The sequence below is a fragment of the Pseudomonas sp. S3_B11 genome, from assembly GCF_054667715.1.
Genome location: NZ_CP162749.1, coordinates 6,234,813 through 6,254,158, shown reverse-complemented (window position 1 = coordinate 6,254,158; position 19,346 = coordinate 6,234,813). Strand labels below are relative to the sequence as shown.

The window sequence follows — 19,346 nt, the reverse complement described above, 5'->3', positions numbered from 1 at the left end:
CCCCCGCTGGGCTGCGCAGCAGTCCCTTACTCGACGAAACCACCCACCGGAAACGCCTCGCTGCCGCGCCAGCGCCGCACCGAACGCTGGAAGAACAGGCTGTTGGGTACTTGCACCATGGCGCTGCCGGTGCCGAGTTCCTCGGGCTCGATCAGTGTGGTGTACAGCAGATTGATCGCCACCACGCGTCCCTTGATGCCGGGCTTGTCGGTGGTGTCCACCAACTCGACCACATCGCCCAGGCGAAACGGTCCGACGGTGTAGATCAAAACGGCGCAGAACAGGTTCGACAGCACGCTCCAGATGGCAAAGAACGCCACCGCTGCCACCGCGACGAAGCCCGACAATGCGGTCCATAGCACCGTGGCCGAGACGCCCAAGCGCTCGAGCACCACCAGCACCGCAGTGCCCATGATCAGCCAGCGCAGCACACCCCGCAGGATAATGACCAGTTGGGGTGGGAACGGGTAACGCTCACCCAGGCCGGTAAGGGCCCGCGCCACGACACGCTGCGCGACATAACCGGCCAGCAGGATCAGCAGGATTTGCACACCCAGCCAGATCGGCTCGATCCACATGACGGGTACAGGCAACGCCAACGCTTCCATCAGGACAACGCCTCCAGCTCCGCTTGCAGGTTTTCCAGCAGTTCCAGCGCTTGCATCCACGCCTCCTCGAGCTCCGCTTCCCGAACCTTCAGCTTGGCCTGCTCGGCCAGCAAGTCGCGCAACTCATCTTTGCGCGCCGCCTCGTAGAGACCACTGTCGCCAAGGCTGGTTTCGATCTTCTGCAGTTTTTCATGCAGCTTGCCCAGCTCGGCTTCGAGCTTGTCGGCCTCACGCTTGTGCGGCGCCAGTTGCTGGCGCAATGCGGCGGCGGCCTGCCGTTGGGCTTTCTTGTCGGTCTTGTCCGGGTTGACCGGCGTGCTGCTGACCGGCGCGTTGCGCTGACGGTATTCCACCAGCCAACGGGCGTAGTCTTCCAGGTCGCCGTCGAATTCCTCGACCTTGCCATCGGCCACCAGGAAGAAGTTATCCGTGGTGCTCTTGAGCAAATGCCGATCGTGGGACACCACCAGCACCGCGCCACTGAATTCCTGCAAGGCCATGGTCAAAGCCAGGCGCATCTCCAGGTCCAGGTGGTTGGTCGGTTCGTCGAGCAGCAACAGGTTTGGCCGGCCCCAAGCGATCAACGCCAGCGCCAGGCGCGCCTTTTCGCCACCGGAGAAATTCAGCACCGGCTCGTCGATGCGCGCCCCGCGGAAATCGAAACCGCCGAGGAAATCCCGCAGAACCTGCTCGCGCTCGGTCGGCGCCAGGCGTTGCAGGTGCAACAGCGGGCTGGCCTTGGAATCCAGGGAATCGAGCTGATGCTGGGCGAAGTAGCCGACCACCGTGTTCTCGCCCCGGGCGAGACGCCCGGCCAGTGGCTCGAGTTCACCGGAAAGGTTCTTGATCAGGGTCGACTTACCGGCACCGTTGGGGCCCAGCAGACCGATCCGCGCACCCGGGGTCAGTTGCAGCTTGACCTTCTCCAGCACGGTCTTGTCGCCGTAGCCCAGGCGCGCGTCGGACAGGTCGATCAACGGGCTGGAAATCTTGGTCGATTCGCGGAAGACAAAATCGAACGGCGAATCGACGTGGGCCGCCGACAACTCTTCCATCCGCTCCAGCGCCTTGATCCGGCTCTGGGCCTGGCGCGCCTTGGTGGCCTGGGCCTTGAAGCGGGCGATGTAGCTTTCCATGTGCGCACGTTGCGCCTGTTGCTTCTCGTAGGCCTGCTGTTGCTGGGCCAGGCGTTCGGCACGCGCGCGCTCGAAGGCGCTGTAGCCGCCGCGGTACAAGGTGAGCTTGCGCTGATCGACATGGGCCACGTGATCCACCACCGCGTCGAGGAAATCACGGTCGTGGGAAATCAGCAGCAGCGTGCCCGGGTAACTCTTGAGCCAGTCTTCGAGCCAGATGATAGCGTCGAGGTCCAAGTGGTTGGTCGGCTCATCGAGCAACAGCAGATCCGAAGGACACATCAAGGCCTGGGCCAAGTTCAGGCGCATCCGCCAGCCACCGGAGAAGTCCCCGACCTGGCGATCCATCTGCTCATTGGTAAAACCCAGGCCGGCGAGCAATTTGCGCGCACGGGCATCGGCGGTGTAGCCGTCGGCACTGTCGAGTTCCGCGTGCAGGCGGGCCTGTGCGGCACCGTCGTGGGCCGCTTCGGCCGCAGCCAGGTCACGTTGCACCTGGCGCAGGCGCAGGTCGCCATCGAGCACGTAGTCCACCGCCAGGCGCTCGAGGGTGTCGACCTCCTGGCGCATGTGGGCGATGCGCCAATCGGACGGCAACAGGCAATCACCCGAGTCCGGGTGCAGCTCGCCTCGCAGCAAGGCGAACAGGCTCGATTTGCCGGCGCCGTTGGCACCGATGAGGCCGGCTTTGTGGCCGGCGTGCAGGGTCAGCTCGGCGTCTTCTAGCAGACGTTGCGGGCCACGCTGTAAAGTCAGGTTCTGAAGTCGGATCATAATGGCGGCGGAGTCTACCAGCTTCGCTCGCAACTGGCGCGAGTAGCACGATGTCCCCAGACCTGTGGAGCTTTTCCCTCGACCTCTATGCCAAGCCTGGCGTAGAGCCTGCCTGCCTGACGTCGCAAGACGCGGGCGCCAACGTCTGCCTGCTGCTTTGTGGCCTGTGGCTGGCGCAGCGCGGCGTGGCCTGCAATGAACACAGGCTGCAGCAGCTTCGACTATTGGCCGAGCCGTGGGATGCCGAGGTGGTGCGGCCACTGCGCACACTTCGCAGCCAATGGAAAACCAGCGCCCTCCAGGACACGGCACTCAATGGCCTGCGCGAGCAGGTCAAGCAACTGGAGTTGGCAGCCGAACGGCAATTGCTGGAGCGATTGGAAGCGCTGGCCAAGGATTGGCCCGGGGAACAACAGAACGACTCAGCGCAATGGCTGCAAGGGCTGGCGGCGAATGCCGGGCCAGCGAGCCGCGACGCGCTGCATCAGCTGCGCGTCGCGGTGTCCGGCACTTAGGAAGCGCTGGTTGGGGTGCTGCTGGAGCTCGGCGCAACGGCGGCGGATGGGCTGGTCGCCGCAGCCGGAGCGCTGGCGGTTGAAGCCGGTGCCGCGGTCGGAGCCGGTGTCGCTGGCTTGGCAGCTGGCGCAGTCGCAGGTTTTGCAGCGACTGGCTTTTTCACGGCAGGCTTGGCCGCTGGCTTGGCAGCAGGTTTTGCAGCGGCCGGCTTCGCGACAGCTGGCTTGGCAGCAGGTTTTGCCGCAGCCGGTTTGGCGGCGGGTTTAGCCGCTACTTTGGCGGGTGCTTTGGCAGCGACTGGCTTGGCAGCCGTTTTCGCAGCAGGCTTGGCCGCAGCCGTTTTGGTTGCTGCTGGTTTGGCAGCCGGCTTGGCGGCAGCAGGTTTTGCAGTGGCTTTTACCGCCGCTTTGGCAGCAGGTTTAGCGGCGGCGGTTTTAGCGGCAGGTTTGGCTGCAACTTTTGCCGCAGGTTTGGCGGCTGGTTTAGCAGCAGCTTTTACCGCGGGCTTGGCGGCAGCAGGTTTAGCGGCCGCCGTTTTAGCGGCAGGCTTGGCCGCAGCTTTGACGACTGGTTTTTTTGCCGCAGGTTTTGCAGCGCTGGCAGCGACCGGCTTGGCAGCAGGCTTGCTGGCAGCTTTGGCCGGTGCTTTCGCCGCAGGCTTGGCAGCGACTTTGACCGGAGCTTTTGCCGCGACGGGTTTAGCCGCCGGCTTCTTGGCCGATACAGCGGCAGGCTTGGCAGCACGAAGCGTCAGCGCCTTGCCTGCGGCTTCCTGCACGCGACCGACACCCTGGGCCAGTTTCAGGCTTTCCTGGGCATCACGCTTGAGTTGCAGAATGTAGGTGCGGGTCTCGGACTGACGATCCTTCAAGGCATCGAGCAGGTCCTCGAGTTCTTTCACGACATCTTTGGCCTTGGCTTGTGCCTTGGCCTTGCCAGCGGTGGCTGCGTCTTGCAATTTGGTGCGCGACTTGTGCAGTTTTTCCTGCGCTTTGCCGCGTTGTTTTTCAAGTTTGGCGAGCAGTTTTTCAGCATCAGCCAGGGCTTGGGAGCAGGCATTTTCCAGATGTTCGAGCAAGCTGCCCGAGAGTTGTTGGAGCAAGTGCAACGGAGTGTTTACAGGCTTCTTGGTGGCCGACATGGTTTACCTCCTGACTGACGTGAGTGCGGCTCATACTAGACCTCTGCTTCAACCGCCGCTAGGGCATGTTGACAGTACACAAGACGTTGCGTTGCAAGAGACGAAAAATCTTCTGCGCCAGTGCCTTGGCAATCCACCTCTATAGATATCGGCACTGGCATAATTCCTCGATTCGAGGCCGGAGAGCATACATGTCGCGTCACCTGTTTTTATTCCTGTGCATGGCTTGCTCCACGGTCCAGGCCGTTGAAAAAACCAACGCAAACGATGCCCACGATTTGGCTTACAGCCTGGGCGCAAGCCTTGGCGAACGCCTGCGCCAGGACGTGCCGGACCTGCAGATCAAAGCCTTGGTCGAAGGCTTGCAACAGGCCTACCTGGGCAAGCCGCTGGCCCTCAAGGATGAACGCATCGAACAGATCCTCGCCGAGCACCAGGCACAACTGAATTCGCAATCGACGACGCCGCAGATCGAAGCCGCGTTGAAAACGGAGCAGAAATTTCTCAACGAAGAAAAGAACCGTCCCGGCGTCCAGCAACTCGCAGACGGCATCCTGCTGACCGAGATCAAGCCAGGCCACGGCGCGAAAGCCGGCCCTCACGGCAAAGTCCAGGTGCTGTATACCGGTCGATTGCCGGACGGCACCGTATTCGATTCCAACCACCAGGCACAGTGGTTCAACCTCGACAGCGTGATTGACGGTTGGCGCAGTGCATTGCCGCAAATGCCGGTAGGCGCAAAATGGCGGCTGGTGATTCCGTCGACCCTGGCCTATGGCGCCGATGGGGCGGGAGATGTGATCCCGCCGTACACGCCACTGGTGTTTGAAATCGAATTGCTGGGCGCGACGACCTGACGCGGGCCCAATAAAAAACGGTGCGCAATGCGCACCGTTTTTTCATGACCGCGAAACCCTCAGGCCTGGACCGCAGCTTCTTCCTTGTGAGCGTTGTGCAGCACTTCGATCAGGCAGTCTTCCAGTTCGAAACGTTCATGCAGCAAGCCGCCCAGCTCCTTGAATTTTTCCGCTACGCACTTGCCTTCATCGCAGAGGTCGTTGAACGCCAGCAGCTTTTCGGTGATGACATCGATGCGCGGGTAGATCTGCTCGGCCAGTTCCAGGCCGCGCTTGTCGTTGAAGGCCTTGGCCTCGCCCGTCAGTTGTTCGTAGATCTCGAAATGACCGGCAGACACATAGTCGACCAGCACACCGCAGAATTCCTGCAAGGGTTTGCGGCTTTCGCTCAGCGCTTCAGGCTTATCGCCGAGGGCATCGTAGGCCCGAACCAGTTCGTGACGCTCCTGCAACCAACGATCGATCAGCAGATGCACCCCACCCCAGCGTTCCTGAGCATTCTGACAACTTTCGAGCATGGTGATTTCTTCCCTTGTGAGTCATGCCACTCGCAGCCTGTGCACGCCTGATGATCAGGGACAAGCCAGACACAACATGATCGAGCGGCACAATTCCAATAACACGTGCGGGCCAGATTATGCCCGCACGACAATGGCTTCAAGGTACGCAGGAGATAAAGTTCATACAAGTGTTTAATCCACGGCCCTGAGCATCTGCGACGTATCGCCGCTGAGCGGTCGTACCAGAGCACTCCAGGCAAGGCGCAGCAGTAGATAGGCCATCGCGCTGGACACCGCGAGAAAAAACAACAGGCTCCATTCGGGGATACTCAGGTCGAACAGCGTCCAGGTGATGTTCGCGCAATCGACCGCGCCGTCGAGGACGCGATGCAACGCGCACCACCACGAATCCATCAGCTTGGGCTGGGCAATACAATCAGGAAACGGCTCGAACGAATGGCTTTGCATCAAGACCTGACGCCATGCCAGGGTCATTCCCCCCGTCGCAAAAACCAACCCTGCCGCGCCATAGAAGAGACTGCCTCTTTGGCCTGGACCGTGTACGCATGCCACAAGGCTGTTCACCAGGAGCAGCATCAGACACAACCGCTGCAAGACACACAGGCTGCAAGGCGTCAGGCCGACCGAATATTCCAGATAAGTGGCGATGCCCAAAGCCAGGGCTGCGGCGATGGAAGCCATGAAAAACAAGAAGCGTGAGCTGGCCAAAGACATGGCGGTTCCGTAACAGAAGAGACAAGCAGTTACGGTAGAGGAAAGCCCTCGGGCCTTTCAAGGCAGGCCCGCGCAGACACTTCACCAGGGATGTAGGGAATTCCCGACAGGCCAAAGAGGATTCAGCGCGATGGACTGTAGGACTTTACTGATGGCATGACCAAAGCCCCAAAAACAAACGGGTATCACCAGTGGGAGCAAGGCTTGCCCGCGATGAAGACGACGCGGTCCTTCAGAAACCGAGGCGCCTGTTTCGCGAGCAGGCTTTGCTCCCACCCGTACAGGCGCGCCACAATGACTCATCTCAAGTGGACAACACCTGGGCCGGAACCGGCAACGGCGCGGCCAGCAGGCGCTCGTCCAGCAGCCCCAACCCCTCCTGAAACAACTGGTTGCTGCGCTCGGCATCCCCCAGTTGCGCCAGCAATCGCGCCAGTTCAGCACAGGCTTCGGGATTGCGTTGGACGCGCAGGCTGCTTTCCAGATAGTCCCGCGCCTTGCCCCACAAACTGCTCTGCAGGCATAGGCGCCCCAAGGTCAGCAACAGGCTTGGATCGGCCGGATGATCCTTGAGCCAGCCTTCGGCCGTTTGCAACTGGCGGACCGGATCATTGCCCCGGACCAACCCATACAAGCGCGCCAGATGGCTGTCATAGTGACGCTTGAGCGCACTTCGCAGTACTTCTTCGGCCTCGACCTGGGCCCCCAACTGGCGCAACTGCTCGGCATAGGCCAGCACCAGCGCCGACTCCTGGCGCTGCGCGGAGGTCAGTTGTTGCCAGGCGCGATTGAGCGACTGCAAACCGACGCTGCCATCCTCCTCACGGTGGGCTGCCAGGGTGAGATTTTCGCCCCAGGCACGACGCTCCAGTTCCGCCAGTTCAGCCGGTGGCAGGACCTTGTCCTTGCGCAGCTCCGGCAACAGTCGGATCAATGCCGACCAGTCGCCGCGCTGCTGATGCAGTCGTTGCAGTTGGCGCAGGACCTGGACGTTATGGGGATGACGCTCATGCATGGCCTGCAGCGTGGTCAATGCGCCGTCCGTGTCGCCTCGGTCCGTCTGCAGTTGTGCGTGCGTCAGGGCAATGGCCAACTCCGCCTGGGGCTGACGCTCCAGGGCGCGTTCGAGCAAACTGTCGCTCTGTTCGTAGAGACCTTGTTCGTTGGCCGCACGGGCGGCACCGAGGTAATACAGCAGCGGCTGGCGCTCGGCTTCGGCGGCACGATGCAGGTGTCTTTGGGCACTGGCCCAGCGACCTTCGGCCAGGTCCAACTGGCCGTGCTCGATCGCCACTTGCACCCGCCGGCTGCGGTTGCGCCGCGACCACGGGTTGACCACACCACTCGACGTAGTCACCAGCCCAATCAGCGCCCTCAGACCTCGCCATAGCAGCCAGAGCACCGCCACCAGCGCCAGGGTGACCCACAGGCCGGCTTCATAACGGAAGTTCTTGTACGCCACCAGCACGTAACCCGAATGCTCGGCAATCGCCACGCCCAGCAAGGCAGCAGCAGCGATGACCACGAACAGAATCACGTAGAGACGCTTCATGGCGTGGCCTCCTGCGCGCCAGGCGCGGGCAGCGGCTTGACCGATTCCTGGGCATTGAGGTTGCGGCGCTCAAGGTAAGCCTGGACGCTGCTCAGCGTACCCGTCAGGTCCGGGGTGACCACCGTCACCGGCTGCTTGGACAGCTCGACCACGCGCTCGAGCATGATCTTGCTTTGCGGGTTGTCCTGGTTGAAGTTGTTCTTCAACACGTCCCGAGCCTCGGTCAGCGCCTGGGTGTAGACCGGCGCCTGACCATTGAGGGCGGCCCATTGCGCCTGTTCCAGCGCCAGGCTCAAGGCCAGGCGCACTTGCACCAGGCTTTGCCCGGCCAGCAGCGGACGGACATTCTCATCGGCGTTGAAGTCGATACGGATATAGCGCGAGATCTGGTCCCACCACTGCGCCCAACGACTTGCGCCATCGCCGTCGGCGGTCAGGCCCAGCAGGGATTCACCGCGGTCCTTGTACTCGGGCGCCAGCTCGGTCAGCTCCAGGACCTGATCACGCAAGGCGCCCAGTTGCAGGAACAGCCCGGTGCGATCCGGTTGCTCGGTGCTGCGCAACGCGGCGAGGGTCTTGGCCAGTTGCTCGCGGGCGGCGAACGAACCGGGGTCGTTCTGCTCGCGCAGGATTTCGTCAGCCCCCTGGACCAGCGCCTGGGCACTGTTGATGTCTTGCAGGGCGGAAAGACGCAGGCTAGCCAGGCGCAACAAGTGCTCGGCCTCCGCCAGACGCCAATCCTTGCGGCTGGCACCGAGCACGGTTTCCAGGCGCTGGTTCAGGTGCTGCTGATCACTTTGCAACTGAGCCACCAGGCGCCGCCGATCCTCCAGCTCTTCGGCCGGGGGCAATTGCGCCAGGCGTTCGCTCAGGCGTTGCTCGTTGAGCTTGAGGCTCTGGGCCTGGTCATTCAGTGCCTGGACCTGGGCGGACTGCTGCTGGTTATTGGTTTGCAGGTGACGCACCTGCCACACGCCCCAACCGCCCACGGCCACGCCGGCGGCGCCGAGCAGCAATGCAACAATGGCCAACCCGTTGCCGCGACGCGGCGCCATCGGGGGCGGAGTTTCAACCGGCGCATCGATCGCTGGCTGGTCTAGATCTTCTTTTGGCAAGGCTGTTTCGCTCACGTATCCATCCTTTGCATTAGAAAACGGCACGGAGTGTTCCCGTAACGCCGCCAGCAAAGCCGCGGCATTGGCGCCACGACAATCCACAACTGTTCGGGCCCCGGCGGCACGCGCCATCTCGGCAACCCTTGGGCTTGGAACAAACAACGGTAACCGCGCCAGGGCCGGCCACGCATCGCCGGCCAGCCGCTGCAGATGCTCGAAGCCCTGCCCACTGCTGACCACCAGTGCGTTCAAGCGTTCCGCTTCGACTTTCGCCGGCAACGCCCCTTCGCCGTAATCGGGCAAGTGGCGGCGGTACAATTCCAGATAATCGACACTAGCACCTTGCTCGCGCAAACGCTCTGCCAGCAAGCCACGCCCGCCCTCACCCCGCACGATCAACACCTTGGGGTCGGGCCGCGCAACAGCCTGGCGCAAGACCAAGTGTTCCAGCAAGGCTTCGCTGTCATCGCCGTTATCGGGATAAAACACCGTGAGGCCGGCATCGACGAGAATCTGTCCGGTGGCCGCACCCACGCTGAACCATGGTTGGTCTGGAGGTTGGGGCCAGTATTGGTGCAGCAGCTCGACGCACAGGCGTGCGGCCGGTTTGCTGACGACGATCACGGCAGAGTATTGGTCCAGCGCCTGGAATATCGCCCGCCCGGCATCGGACAGCGGGACCGGCTCGATATCCAGCAAGGGCAGGCTGCTGCTGTAGACCCCCGCTTCGGCCAGGACAGCCGCCAGCGCCGACGACTCGTCCGTCGGCCGGGTGAGCAGCAGCCGCCAACCCGTCACGTGTGGCCGGCCTCGCCGTAGACCGCCTTGAGAATGTCGGCGGCGCCCTGGCTCAGCAGGTCTTCGGCCACCCGCACGCCCAACGCCTCGGCATCGTGGCGCGGCGCCCGGGCTTCGGCGCTGAGCAGCCGGCCACCGTTGGGATCCCCCACCAGCCCGCGCAACCAGACCTGTTCGCCTTCCAGCACGGCGTAACAGGCGATCGGCACTTGGCAACCGCCATTGAGGTGTTTGTTGAGAGCGCGTTCGGCGAATACCCGCGTGGCGGTGTCTTCATGGTGCAGCGGCGCCAGCAAGGCGTGGATGTCGCTGTCGGCGCTGCGACACTCGATGCCCACCGCCCCTTGCCCACCGGCCGGCAGGCTGTCGTCGACGCTGATGGCCGAGGTGATGCGATCTTCAAAGCCCAGGCGGATCAGGCCGGCGGCGGCGAGGATGATCGCGTCGTACTCACCGGCATCGAGCTTGGCCAGGCGCGTATTGACGTTACCGCGCAGGAAACGGATTTGCAGGTCCGGACGGCGAGTCAGCAACTGTGCCTGGCGACGCAGGCTGGAAGTGCCGACCACGCTCCCGGCAGGCAGAGCTTCAAGACTGGAGAACGTGTTGGAGACGAACGCGTCGCGTGGGTCTTCCCGCTCGCAGATGCAAAACAGGCCCAGGCCTTCGGGAAAGTCCATGGGCACGTCTTTCATCGAATGCACGGCGATGTCGGCTTCGTTGTCCAGCAACGCGGTTTCCAGTTCCTTGACGAACAGGCCCTTGCCGCCGATCTTCGACAGCGGCGAATCCAGCAGCTTGTCACCGCGACTGACCATGGGCACCAGGGTCACGATCAGGCCGGGATGGGCCGCTTCCAGGCGGGCTTTGACGTATTCGGCCTGCCAGAGGGCCAAGGCACTTTTACGGGTGGCGATGCGGATCTCGCGAGGGGACATGGATCAATCCGTACTTAAAAGATACGGCAGATAATAACAGCTCAGCCAAAACCGCTTTGATTTGAATCACGACCCCAAGGCCTCCCTGGCCGCCAAATCCTCGAAATGAAACGCATGGAACGCCTTGGACCGCCGCATTAAAGCTGCTGCATCATTTTGCGCACGCCGGCCACGTGCCGTCGGCTGACAATCAGCGCATCGCCATTGAGGCCCTTGAGGAACAGTTGGAAATGCCCAAGGGGGGTGCGTTGCAAACGCTCGATCCGCTCGCGGGCCACGAGGGCGTTGCGGTGGATGCGTACGAAACGTTCGCCGAACTCGTCTTCGAGGGCCTTGAGTGGCTCATCCAACAACACCTCGCCACTCTCATGACGCAAGGTCACGTATTTGTGGTCGGCGATGAAATAGACCACCTGGTTCAATGGGATCAGCTCGATGCCTTTGCGGGTGCGCGCACTGATATGGCTGCGCGGGCCGCTACCGCTTTCGGCGGCCGGACGGGTCAGCGCCGCCAGTTGCACGCGGTTGGGTCGCTCGGCCTTGCGCAAGGCTTCAAGCAACGCCTCGGCCGCCACCGGCTTGACCAGGTAGCCCACGGCACCGGCCTGCAACACCTCGGGTGGGAAATCGTCCCGGGTGGTACAGAACACCACCGCAGGCGGCGACTCTCGTTCGCACAACTTCGCCGCAACCTGCAGACCGTCCAGGCCAGGCATGCGAATGTCGAGCAGCACGATATCCGGCTTGTGGCTGTCAATAAGGGCCAATGCCTCTTCGCCATTGGTGGCGCTCGGCTCCAGGACACTGTAACCCTCGAGCTCGCCAACCATTCGGCTCAGGCGCTCGCGGGCCAGTGGTTCGTCATCAACGATCAGGACATTCATATTGCGCTGGATTCCTGCGTGAGTCTCGCACAAGGATAGCGTAGACAGGGGAAGTGACATCCGTCACGGCGATCCACGCTAAGACTCGTTCGAGGGCCAAAAAGTGCCGCGCGGCGGTTGCCTATCTTTACCAGCGCTTGCCGACCGATGCCCGAGGCCCGTTGTCGCACGGCGTCGCCGTAGGGATTGTTAACTGTCGATCTGACCAATATGAGCACCCCCTTCTTATCTATATCCGCTGCGCCATGGGTAAAAAAAGCAAAAGTCCTACAGTCCACTGTAGACGGTTGCCACGACGATATTGCTCAATCGAAAAATATCGTTGCGGGAAAACCCGGTTGGATCCCAGGCTTGCATCGAAAAAACCTGCCGACCAGTGCCAGCGCCAGTCCCGGCAACCCTGCTATCATCCGCCGCAGCCTTTAACCGCTACTTTTTCCACAGCCGATCACGAGCGAATTCATGAGCACTGACAAGACCAATCAGTCCTGGGGCGGCCGCTTCAGTGAACCCGTCGACGCCTTCGTCGCCCGCTTCACCGCCTCCGTCAACTTTGACCAGCGCCTGTATCGCCACGACATCATGGGCTCGATCGCCCACGCCACCATGCTGGCCAAGGTCGGCGTGCTGACCGATGCCGAGCGCGACAGCATCATCGACGGCCTGAAGACCATCCAGGCTGAAATCGAAGCCAGCCAGTTCGACTGGCGCGTCGACCTTGAAGACGTGCACATGAACATCGAAGCGCGCCTGACCGACCGCATCGGCGTGACCGGCAAGAAACTGCATACCGGCCGCAGCCGCAACGACCAGGTCGCCACCGACATCCGCCTGTGGCTGCGCGATGAGATCGACCTGATCCTGGCCGAAATCACTCGCCTGCAAAAAGGCCTGCTGGAGCAAGCCGAGCGCGAAGCCGAGAGCATCATGCCGGGCTTCACGCACCTGCAAACCGCCCAACCTGTAACGTTTGGGCATCACATGCTGGCCTGGTTCGAAATGCTCAGCCGCGACTACGAGCGCCTGGTGGACTGCCGCAAGCGCACCAACCGCATGCCCCTGGGCAGCGCCGCGCTGGCCGGCACCACGTACCCGATCGACCGTGAATACACTGCGCAGTTGCTGGGCTTCGACGCCGTGGGCGGCAACTCGCTGGATAACGTCTCAGACCGCGATTTCGCCATCGAATTCTGCGCCGCCGCAAGCATCGCGATGATGCACCTGTCGCGCTTCTCCGAAGAGCTGGTGCTGTGGACCAGTGCGCAATTCCAGTTCATTGACCTGCCGGACCGCTTCTGCACCGGCAGCTCGATCATGCCGCAAAAGAAAAACCCAGACGTGCCGGAACTGGTGCGGGGCAAGAGTGGCCGGGTGTTCGGCGCATTGATGGGCCTGCTGACCCTGATGAAAGGCCAGCCGCTGGCCTACAACAAGGACAACCAGGAAGACAAGGAACCGCTGTTCGACGCCGCCGACACCTTGCGCGACTCGCTGCGGGCCTTCGCCGACATGATCCCGGCCATCAAGCCCAAGCATGCGGTGATGCGCGAAGCGGCCCTGCGCGGCTTTTCCACCGCCACGGACCTGGCCGATTATCTGGTGCGCCGTGGCCTACCGTTCCGCGACTGCCATGAGATCGTCGGCCATGCCGTGAAGTACGGCGTGGACAGTGGCAAGGATCTGGCGGAAATGAGCCTGGACGAACTGCGCCGGTTCAGCGACCAGATCGAACAGGACGTGTTTGCCGTGCTGACCCTCGAAGGCTCGGTCAATGCCCGCGACCACATCGGCGGCACCGCGCCGGCGCAGGTCAAGGCAGCCGTGGTGCGCGGCCAGGCGTTGCTCGCCAGCCGCTAAAAGCATCGCGAGCAAGCTCGCTCCCACAGTGGATCTTCAGTGCACACATATTTTGTGAACATGTAGAGACTCATTGTGGGAGCGAGCCTGCTCGCGATGACTCACTTCAAAACACCACGAAACTCACTTCTTGGCAGCGATCATCGCCAAAAACGCCGGCATCGCCGCCTCCCTATCCGCCGCAATCCGCTGCACATGCGGATTCTGCTCCAAGCGCTCCATCAGCGCCTTGGCCGCCGGCATGTCTGCCAGCAGGTCAATATCGAACAGTTTCCTGCCCACCTGGAGGGCCAGCGAAACGCTGTAGAAAAAATACAGGTCAGCAATACTCAGACTATCACCCGCCACATAGGGCGAGAATTTGCCGTGCCTGGCCAGTGACGCGAACCCCAGCAGCAATTCGGCCTTGGTCTTTTCCTTGATGGCCTCGGGCACCGACATGCCGAAAAAAGCCTCGGCAAAGCAAGCCCGCGCCGGCAGCTCGATGTACAACTCGATCTCCCTGCACAAGGCCAATACCTGGGCCCGCTCGAACGGGTCACTGGGCAGCAGGGCCTTGCCTGGTTGGGTTTGTTCGATGTACTCGAGGATCACGCTGGTTTCGTTGATAAACCCCTGCTCGGCTTTCAACACCGGCACCTTCCCGCGCGGGCTGATGGCCCACGCTTCGGGGGTCTGGTTGGGGTAGAACGGCACTTCTTCGAAGGGCAGGCCCTTCTCCAACAGCGCCAGTTTGACCATGTTGTAATAGTTACTGACAGAGAAACCATAAAGCTCGAGCATTACAAAGCCTCCAGGCCGTGCGGGGTTGGCAGCCTTGGGTTATAGACCGCCGGGGCATTTCTTGCCAGGCGCATCACGCCGCTGAATGCAGGTAAACTGGCGACCTTTCTCACAGGAGCCTGCCATGAGCGAGCCAACCGACATCGACAACGACGACGACGAAGAATTCGTCGAGAACACGCTGATCCAGGCCATCGAAAACCAGATCGAAAGTGACAATCCGCCTGCCGCCAAGGCCACTTTCAACAAGTTGACCCTGGTCGGTTATGATCGCGAAGAAATCCTCAACCTGATGGCCCATGTGCTGGCGGTGGAGATCGATGCGATCCTGGAAGAAGATCGCCCGTTCGATACCCAGTGGTACGAAGCCGCATTGCGCGCCTTGCCTGAGTTGCCGCCGGAAAAGAACTGAACGGCGCTTGTGGCGAGGGAGCAATCCCCTCGCCACAAAAAATGCTTTAAACAAAAAAAGCATGACACTGAGACTGGACAGCTCGGCCGAGTGCGCTCACCTTAGTGACGCTGTCGACCAAATTCCTAGAAAGTCTGGAGTCCTTATGTCGCTTACCCCTGAGCTGGTTGCCGAACTGGAAATCCTTGCACTCTTCAACCTGGACAGTTCCCAGGAAGGCCTGAAAATTCATCAGACCGCTGCCCCTAAAGCGATTGCCGCTGCCCAACGCCTGTTCGAAAAAGAACTGATCACCCAGCCCGACGGTGGTTACCTGACAAGCCTGGGCCGAGATGCCGCCCAAAACGTACAAACCGTCCTGACGATACTCAGCGTGCAAGAAGCCGCCTGATCCCCCCTGCCGCCCACGGAAATCTCCTTTACGGGATTTCCGCAGGCGCACGGGTGCCCTGCGAAAAAAACTGGCACCCGAATTCTGCTTTCAGCTTAAGAATTCCCAAGATCGGGCGCTAACCTGCCATCACCCCCCACGTTCGACGCCGCGAGCCGGTTTGAGCTGACATGACCCGCAATCACGAAATACGCCCCGATCTGGACGAGGGAATCGACCGCAAGGTCTTGAGCCAGTTGCGCGCACGTTTTCTCAAGCTCAACTCCGTGCGGATGGAACGCGCCCTCGAAGGCCTGTCGCCGCGCCAGCAAGGCGTGCTGACGTTGCTGCCGCTGTTCTTCCACGTCAACCATCCGCTGCTGCCCGGCTACGTTTCCGGCAGCACGCCTGCCGGGCTGTCGAACTACGAGCCTGACGCCAATATTCTTGCCGAAGCCCAGCGGCTGACCCGGTCGTTTTCCTACAAGCCCCGGCACGGCAGCAACCCTCCACGACCGATCCTTGGCCTGTTCCTGATGGGCAGCCTCGGCACCCTGGCCCAGGCCGACCAGAGCGACATGGACGTTTGGGTGTGCCACGGGCCGGACCTGAGCGACGACGAACTGGCCGAGCTGCGCAAGAAATGCCAGTTGCTGGAGATCTGGGCCGCGACCCAGGGCGCCGAAGCCCACTTTTTCCTGATCGACCCGGCGCGTTTCGTACGGGGTGACCGTGACAACCAGCTCAGCTCCGACGATTGCGGCACGACCCAGCATTACCTGCTGCTGGACGAGTTCTACCGCACCGCGATCTGGCTGGCCGGGCGCACGCCGATCTGGTGGCTGGTGCCGGTCTATGAAGAAGAGAACTATGAACAGTACACCCATACACTGATGTCCAAGCGTTTCATCCGCGCCGACGAAACCCTGGACCTGGGGCACTTGGCCTACATTCCGCCGGGCGAATTCGTCGGGGCCGGGCTCTGGCAGTTGTTCAAAGGTATCGAGTCGCCCTACAAGTCCGTACTCAAGCTGCTGCTGACCGAGGTCTATGCCAGCGAACACCCGAATGTTCGCTGCCTGAGCCTGCGCTTCAAACAGGCCGTGTTTGCCAATCGCCTGGACCTCGAAGAGCTGGACCCGTACATGCTGGTCTACCGCCGTATCGAGGAATACCTCAATGCCCGCAGCGAATCCGAACGCCTGGAGTTGATCCGCCGCGCGCTGTACTTGAAGGTCAATCGCAAACTCACCGGCCAGGTACGCAGCAGCGGCTGGCAACGGGTACTGCTCGAACGACTGGCCCGGGAATGGGGCTGGGACCAGCGTCAACTGGCGCTGCTGGACAGCCGCAGCCAATGGAAAGTCCGCCAGGTCAGCCACGAGCGACGGGCCCTGGTCAACGAACTCACCCACAGCTACCGCTTCCTGACCCAGTTCGCCCGCACCGAGAAAACCGTCAGCCTGATCAACAAACGCGATCTCAACGTGCTTGGCCGGCGGCTGTACGCAGCCTTCGAACGCAAGGCCGACAAGGTCGAGTTCATCAACCCCGGCATTGCGCCGGACCTGGCCGAAGACACCCTGACACTGGTCCAGTCACCCAACAAGAAAGAACCGGGGCAGAACCAGTGGGCGCTTTACAACGGCAGCCTCAACGCCCTGGAGTGGGAGAACTTCGCGCCGATCAAGCGCTGCCGCGAGCTGCTGGAACTGCTGACCTGGTGCCATCGCAACGGCGTGATCGACAGCAGCACGCGCCTGGCGCTGCACCCAGGCGACAGCGACCTGAGCGAGTTCGAACTGTTCAACCTGCTGGGCAGCCTGCAACAGTCCATCGCCCTGCCCCTGACCACGGTGGATGAAGCACAGTTGCTGCGCGCCAGCGTGCCCAGCGAAGTGCTGATCCTGGTGAACGTCGGCGTCGACCCGCTCAAGCACCACCGCGACCTGAATATCCTGATGACCACCGAGCGCACCGACTCGCTGAGCTATGCCGGGGTCCGGGAAAACCTGGTGCTGACCCTCGACCAGGTCACGCTCAACAGTTGGAATGAGGTGCTGGTCAACCGTTTTGACGGCGAACACGCCCTGCTCGACTGCCTGCGCGATTACCTCAACGACCTGCCCGTCACCCAGCACCAGCCACGCTTGCAGGTGCGCTGTTTCTGCCACAACCGCGCCCAATTCATTGCGCGGCGCGTCGAAGAAGTCATCGACACGGCGCAGACCCTGCTGCTGAGCAGGCTCAATCACCGCTATCTGCTTCAGGTCCAGCAGCACTATCACGTACTGGAACTGGTGCCCGGCCAGGTCAACCACGTGGCGCTGGGCAGCCTATCGGCGCTGATGGATTACCTGGGCGAGGAACTGACGGCATACAGCCCCTTGCACCTGGACCCGATGGCCCTGGAGGACCACGACCTGGCGCTGATCCTGCCCATGGGCCAGCCCGAGTGCATCCAGGTGTTCTACCGCGTCGACGAAGACGAGGCCGATCTGTACGTGCTCGACGAGTTCAACACACTGTGGCAACAACACGTGCCTTATCACGACGAACAAAGCCTGCTGGTGCCGCTGCAACGCTTTTTGCAATCGGTGCTGTACCGTCGCGACGCCCTGCTGCCGCTGGATGCCGCCCAGCCGCTGACCCTGGAAACCCTGTACTACCAGCTATTGCCCTCAGGCAGCGGCCGGGCGCGACGGATCGAAGCGCGGCAAGCCCCGCAGATGCTGGTCAACAAGCCGTTCTATGATGTGCAGGCGATCATCGGCAAAGCGGCGCACGGGCAGGTGCATGTCACCCTGTACTGCGATCAGCAGGAGTTTTCCGAACTGGAGCATGGCGACCAACTGTTCCGCGTGGTCGCCAGGGAGATCGTCGAACAGCGCCGCGAAGCCCAGCGCTATCGTTGCTACATCACCGACCTGGACCTCTCGGGCCTGGTGGGCGACGGCGCCTGTTCAAGCAATTTGTACCTGCGCTACAAGGCCGACCTGGAACGCGCCCTGAACGAGGCACTGAACCAGGTCTGAGACGGGTTCAGAACGCGCAGTCGCCGCCATTGACCGGCTGCGACTCGACCTCCAGCAACGTCAGCTTCAGCGTCTTGCCACCCGGGGCCGGCCAGTCGATGTGCTGGCCGACCTTCAGGCCCAGCAACGCACTGCCCACTGGCGCCAGGATCGAGATCCGGCCTTCGTCGGCATTTGCGTCCTGTGGATAAACCAGCGTCAGGTGATAGTCCTTGCCGCTGCTTTCTTCGCGACAGTGCACGCGCGAGTTCATGGTCACGACATCGGCGGGCACTTCTTCGTGGCCCACCACGTTCTCGGCGCGATCCAGTTCGGTTTGCAGCGCAATCACGCCCGGCAGCGTTTCATCAAGGCTGTCGATCAGGCGTTCCAGACGCTGTACGTCCAGACGGGTAAGGGTGATGGAAGGTGTGGTCATGATCCTGGCAGACTCCTTTCTTCTGCACAAAAAAAGCAAAACCCCGCCACAAAAAGGCGGGGTTTTCACGGACCTCGATGGATTGAGGCGTAACCGGACACTACCACAGCTCAATAAATAAACAACCCGGGCCAAATCTACCCACTGTCATGGGGAGCAGAATTACTGTGGCGGGGGGATTGTGGGAGCAAGGCTTGCCCGCGATGAATACAGCGAGGTCTCTCTGGAACCGAGGCGCTTGTATCGCGAGCAAGCTTTACTCCCACAGGGTTGCTAGGCAAGCCTTGCTCCCACGCAGCGGGCGATCACACCAGAGATTTGCGTTTAGCCGCCTCGGCACAGATGACCCGCCGGCGCTCGTCGTCGGCCGAGCGCCATTCGCGGATATCTTCCACGTGGCGCAAACATCCGAGGCAGACCTTCTGTTCATCCAGCTTGCACACGCCCGTACACGGCGACGGCACGGCCGGGCTGACGTTGCTGTAGAGCGGCTTGGATGGCCGTTGCGGGGCGGTCTGGCTCACGCCGTCACAGGCCTTCGAAATCGAGTTCCACGCCCGCCTGCTGCTTGACGATGCGCTCGAGCATTTCGCCCAGTTGCTCTTCGCTCTTGTCGCACATCCAGCGTTCGCTTTCTTCGTCGTAGTCGAAGTGAAAGCCACCGGAGACCGCCGCCAGCCACAATTGCCGCAACGGCTCCTGGCGACTGAAAATCAGCTGGCTGCCGTTCTCGAACTTGACGGTGAGCACACCGGCAGAGACTTCCAGGTCAATGTCCAGGCCACTGTCATCGAACACATCCTCCAGCGTTTGCTGGGTCGCATCGACCAGATCGTGGAAACGGGCTTCAGTCAAACTCATTGCGGCAACCTCGAAAATGTCTGCTCATGCTCAAGCGCCGCAAGATACGGACGCTT

The 19,346-nt window shown here is 61.8% G+C and carries 19 protein-coding genes and 2 pseudogenes; 6 read left to right on the top strand and 15 right to left on the bottom strand.

Annotation, left to right across the window (positions count from 1 at the left end; all coding sequences use genetic code 11):
• Positions 1-26: 26 nt before the first annotated feature.
• A complete protein-coding gene (locus AB4O22_RS27945) occupies positions 27-608 on the bottom strand; it encodes a mechanosensitive ion channel family protein (protein WP_003206760.1) in 582 nt (193 codons plus the stop codon).
• Complete coding sequence (locus AB4O22_RS27940; RefSeq protein WP_460097626.1) at positions 608-2,518, bottom strand: ATP-binding cassette domain-containing protein; 1,911 nt, start codon at positions 2,516-2,518, stop codon at positions 608-610. The genes AB4O22_RS27945 and AB4O22_RS27940 overlap by 1 nt, the downstream gene beginning before the upstream one ends.
• 50 nt (positions 2,519-2,568) lie before the next feature.
• Here AB4O22_RS27940 and AB4O22_RS27935 point away from each other — a divergent pair, with 50 nt between their 5' ends.
• Positions 2,569-3,033, top strand: coding sequence for a TIGR02444 family protein (locus AB4O22_RS27935; protein WP_223472075.1), 465 nt, complete (start codon positions 2,569-2,571; stop codon positions 3,031-3,033).
• On the opposite strand, the gene AB4O22_RS27930 is transcribed toward AB4O22_RS27935, so the two are convergent.
• Positions 3,030-4,175 carry an AlgP family protein gene (locus AB4O22_RS27930; RefSeq protein ID WP_223472074.1) on the bottom strand — a complete coding sequence of 382 codons (1,146 nt, stop codon included), beginning with the start codon at positions 4,173-4,175 and terminating at the stop codon, positions 3,030-3,032. The genes AB4O22_RS27935 and AB4O22_RS27930 overlap by 4 nt on opposite strands.
• Before the next feature lie 191 nt (positions 4,176-4,366).
• Between AB4O22_RS27930 and AB4O22_RS27925 the strand changes: the two genes are divergently transcribed.
• Positions 4,367-5,032, top strand: a complete 666-nt coding sequence (locus AB4O22_RS27925; RefSeq protein WP_013694534.1) for an FKBP-type peptidyl-prolyl cis-trans isomerase — start codon at positions 4,367-4,369, stop codon at positions 5,030-5,032.
• Between the two features lie 59 nt (positions 5,033-5,091).
• On the opposite strand, the gene AB4O22_RS27920 is transcribed toward AB4O22_RS27925, so the two are convergent.
• The 8 genes and pseudogenes from AB4O22_RS27920 to AB4O22_RS27885 form a co-directional block, all read right to left on the bottom strand.
• Entirely contained in the window at positions 5,092-5,550 is a 459-nt protein-coding gene (locus AB4O22_RS27920) for an Rsd/AlgQ family anti-sigma factor (RefSeq protein ID WP_003206770.1), read from the bottom strand.
• A gap of 174 nt (positions 5,551-5,724) precedes the next feature.
• Positions 5,725-6,267, bottom strand: coding sequence for a disulfide bond formation protein B (locus AB4O22_RS27915; RefSeq protein WP_003206773.1), 543 nt, complete (start codon positions 6,265-6,267; stop codon positions 5,725-5,727).
• Positions 6,268-6,571: 304 nt separating this feature from the next.
• A complete protein-coding gene (locus tag AB4O22_RS27910) occupies positions 6,572-7,819 on the bottom strand; it encodes a heme biosynthesis protein HemY (protein WP_003206775.1) in 1,248 nt (415 codons plus the stop codon).
• The gene (locus AB4O22_RS27905; RefSeq protein WP_027912775.1) at positions 7,816-8,949 is read right to left on the bottom strand and encodes a uroporphyrinogen-III C-methyltransferase; all 1,134 of its coding nucleotides are present in this window, start codon (positions 8,947-8,949) and stop codon (positions 7,816-7,818) included. Before AB4O22_RS27905 ends, AB4O22_RS27910 begins: the two co-directional genes overlap by 4 nt.
• A 36-nt stretch (positions 8,950-8,985) precedes the next feature.
• A pseudogene (locus tag AB4O22_RS27900) lies at positions 8,986-9,732 on the bottom strand (uroporphyrinogen-III synthase); the annotation flags it as partial.
• Positions 9,729-10,670, bottom strand: coding sequence for a hydroxymethylbilane synthase (gene hemC / locus AB4O22_RS27895; RefSeq protein ID WP_003206778.1), 942 nt, complete (start codon positions 10,668-10,670; stop codon positions 9,729-9,731). The pseudogene AB4O22_RS27900 and the gene hemC, both read right to left, overlap by 4 nt.
• 137 nt (positions 10,671-10,807) lie before the next feature.
• The gene (locus tag AB4O22_RS27890; RefSeq protein WP_003206780.1) at positions 10,808-11,554 is read right to left on the bottom strand and encodes a LytR/AlgR family response regulator transcription factor; all 747 of its coding nucleotides are present in this window, start codon (positions 11,552-11,554) and stop codon (positions 10,808-10,810) included.
• Positions 11,551-11,700: pseudogene (locus AB4O22_RS27885) on the bottom strand (sensor histidine kinase); the annotation flags it as partial. The gene AB4O22_RS27890 and the pseudogene AB4O22_RS27885, both read right to left, overlap by 4 nt.
• Before the next feature lie 316 nt (positions 11,701-12,016).
• Here AB4O22_RS27885 and argH point away from each other — a divergent pair.
• Positions 12,017-13,411 carry an argininosuccinate lyase gene (gene argH, locus AB4O22_RS27880; RefSeq protein ID WP_223472073.1) on the top strand — a complete coding sequence of 465 codons (1,395 nt, stop codon included), beginning with the start codon at positions 12,017-12,019 and terminating at the stop codon, positions 13,409-13,411.
• Positions 13,412-13,534: 123 nt separating this feature from the next.
• Here argH and AB4O22_RS27875 read toward each other — a convergent pair whose 3' ends face one another.
• Positions 13,535-14,194, bottom strand: coding sequence for a glutathione S-transferase family protein (locus AB4O22_RS27875; protein WP_460097623.1), 660 nt, complete (start codon positions 14,192-14,194; stop codon positions 13,535-13,537).
• A 124-nt stretch (positions 14,195-14,318) separates the two neighbouring features.
• Here AB4O22_RS27875 and AB4O22_RS27870 point away from each other — a divergent pair, with 124 nt between their 5' ends.
• From AB4O22_RS27870 to AB4O22_RS27860, 3 genes are all read left to right on the top strand, one after another.
• Positions 14,319-14,606: a hypothetical protein gene (locus tag AB4O22_RS27870; RefSeq protein WP_223472071.1), complete on the top strand. Its 288-nt coding sequence runs from the start codon at positions 14,319-14,321 to the stop codon at positions 14,604-14,606.
• A 145-nt stretch (positions 14,607-14,751) separates the two neighbouring features.
• Complete coding sequence (locus AB4O22_RS27865) at positions 14,752-14,997, top strand: TIGR02647 family protein (RefSeq protein ID WP_003206789.1); 246 nt, start codon at positions 14,752-14,754, stop codon at positions 14,995-14,997.
• Between the two features lie 170 nt (positions 14,998-15,167).
• On the top strand, positions 15,168-18,011 hold the full coding sequence (locus AB4O22_RS27860; RefSeq protein ID WP_460097621.1) for a class I adenylate cyclase: 2,844 nt from the start codon (positions 15,168-15,170) through the stop codon (positions 18,009-18,011).
• Between the two features lie 7 nt (positions 18,012-18,018).
• On the opposite strand, the gene rnk is transcribed toward AB4O22_RS27860, so the two are convergent.
• From rnk to cyaY, 3 genes are all read right to left on the bottom strand, one after another.
• Entirely contained in the window at positions 18,019-18,429 is a 411-nt protein-coding gene (rnk, locus tag AB4O22_RS27855; RefSeq protein ID WP_003206792.1) for a nucleoside diphosphate kinase regulator, read from the bottom strand.
• 305 nt (positions 18,430-18,734) lie between these two features.
• Entirely contained in the window at positions 18,735-18,953 is a 219-nt protein-coding gene (locus AB4O22_RS27850) for a DUF1289 domain-containing protein (RefSeq protein ID WP_013694541.1), read from the bottom strand.
• Between the two features lie 4 nt (positions 18,954-18,957).
• Positions 18,958-19,290, bottom strand: a complete 333-nt coding sequence (gene cyaY, locus AB4O22_RS27845; protein WP_003206795.1) for an iron donor protein CyaY — start codon at positions 19,288-19,290, stop codon at positions 18,958-18,960.
• Positions 19,291-19,346 lie beyond the last annotated feature (56 nt).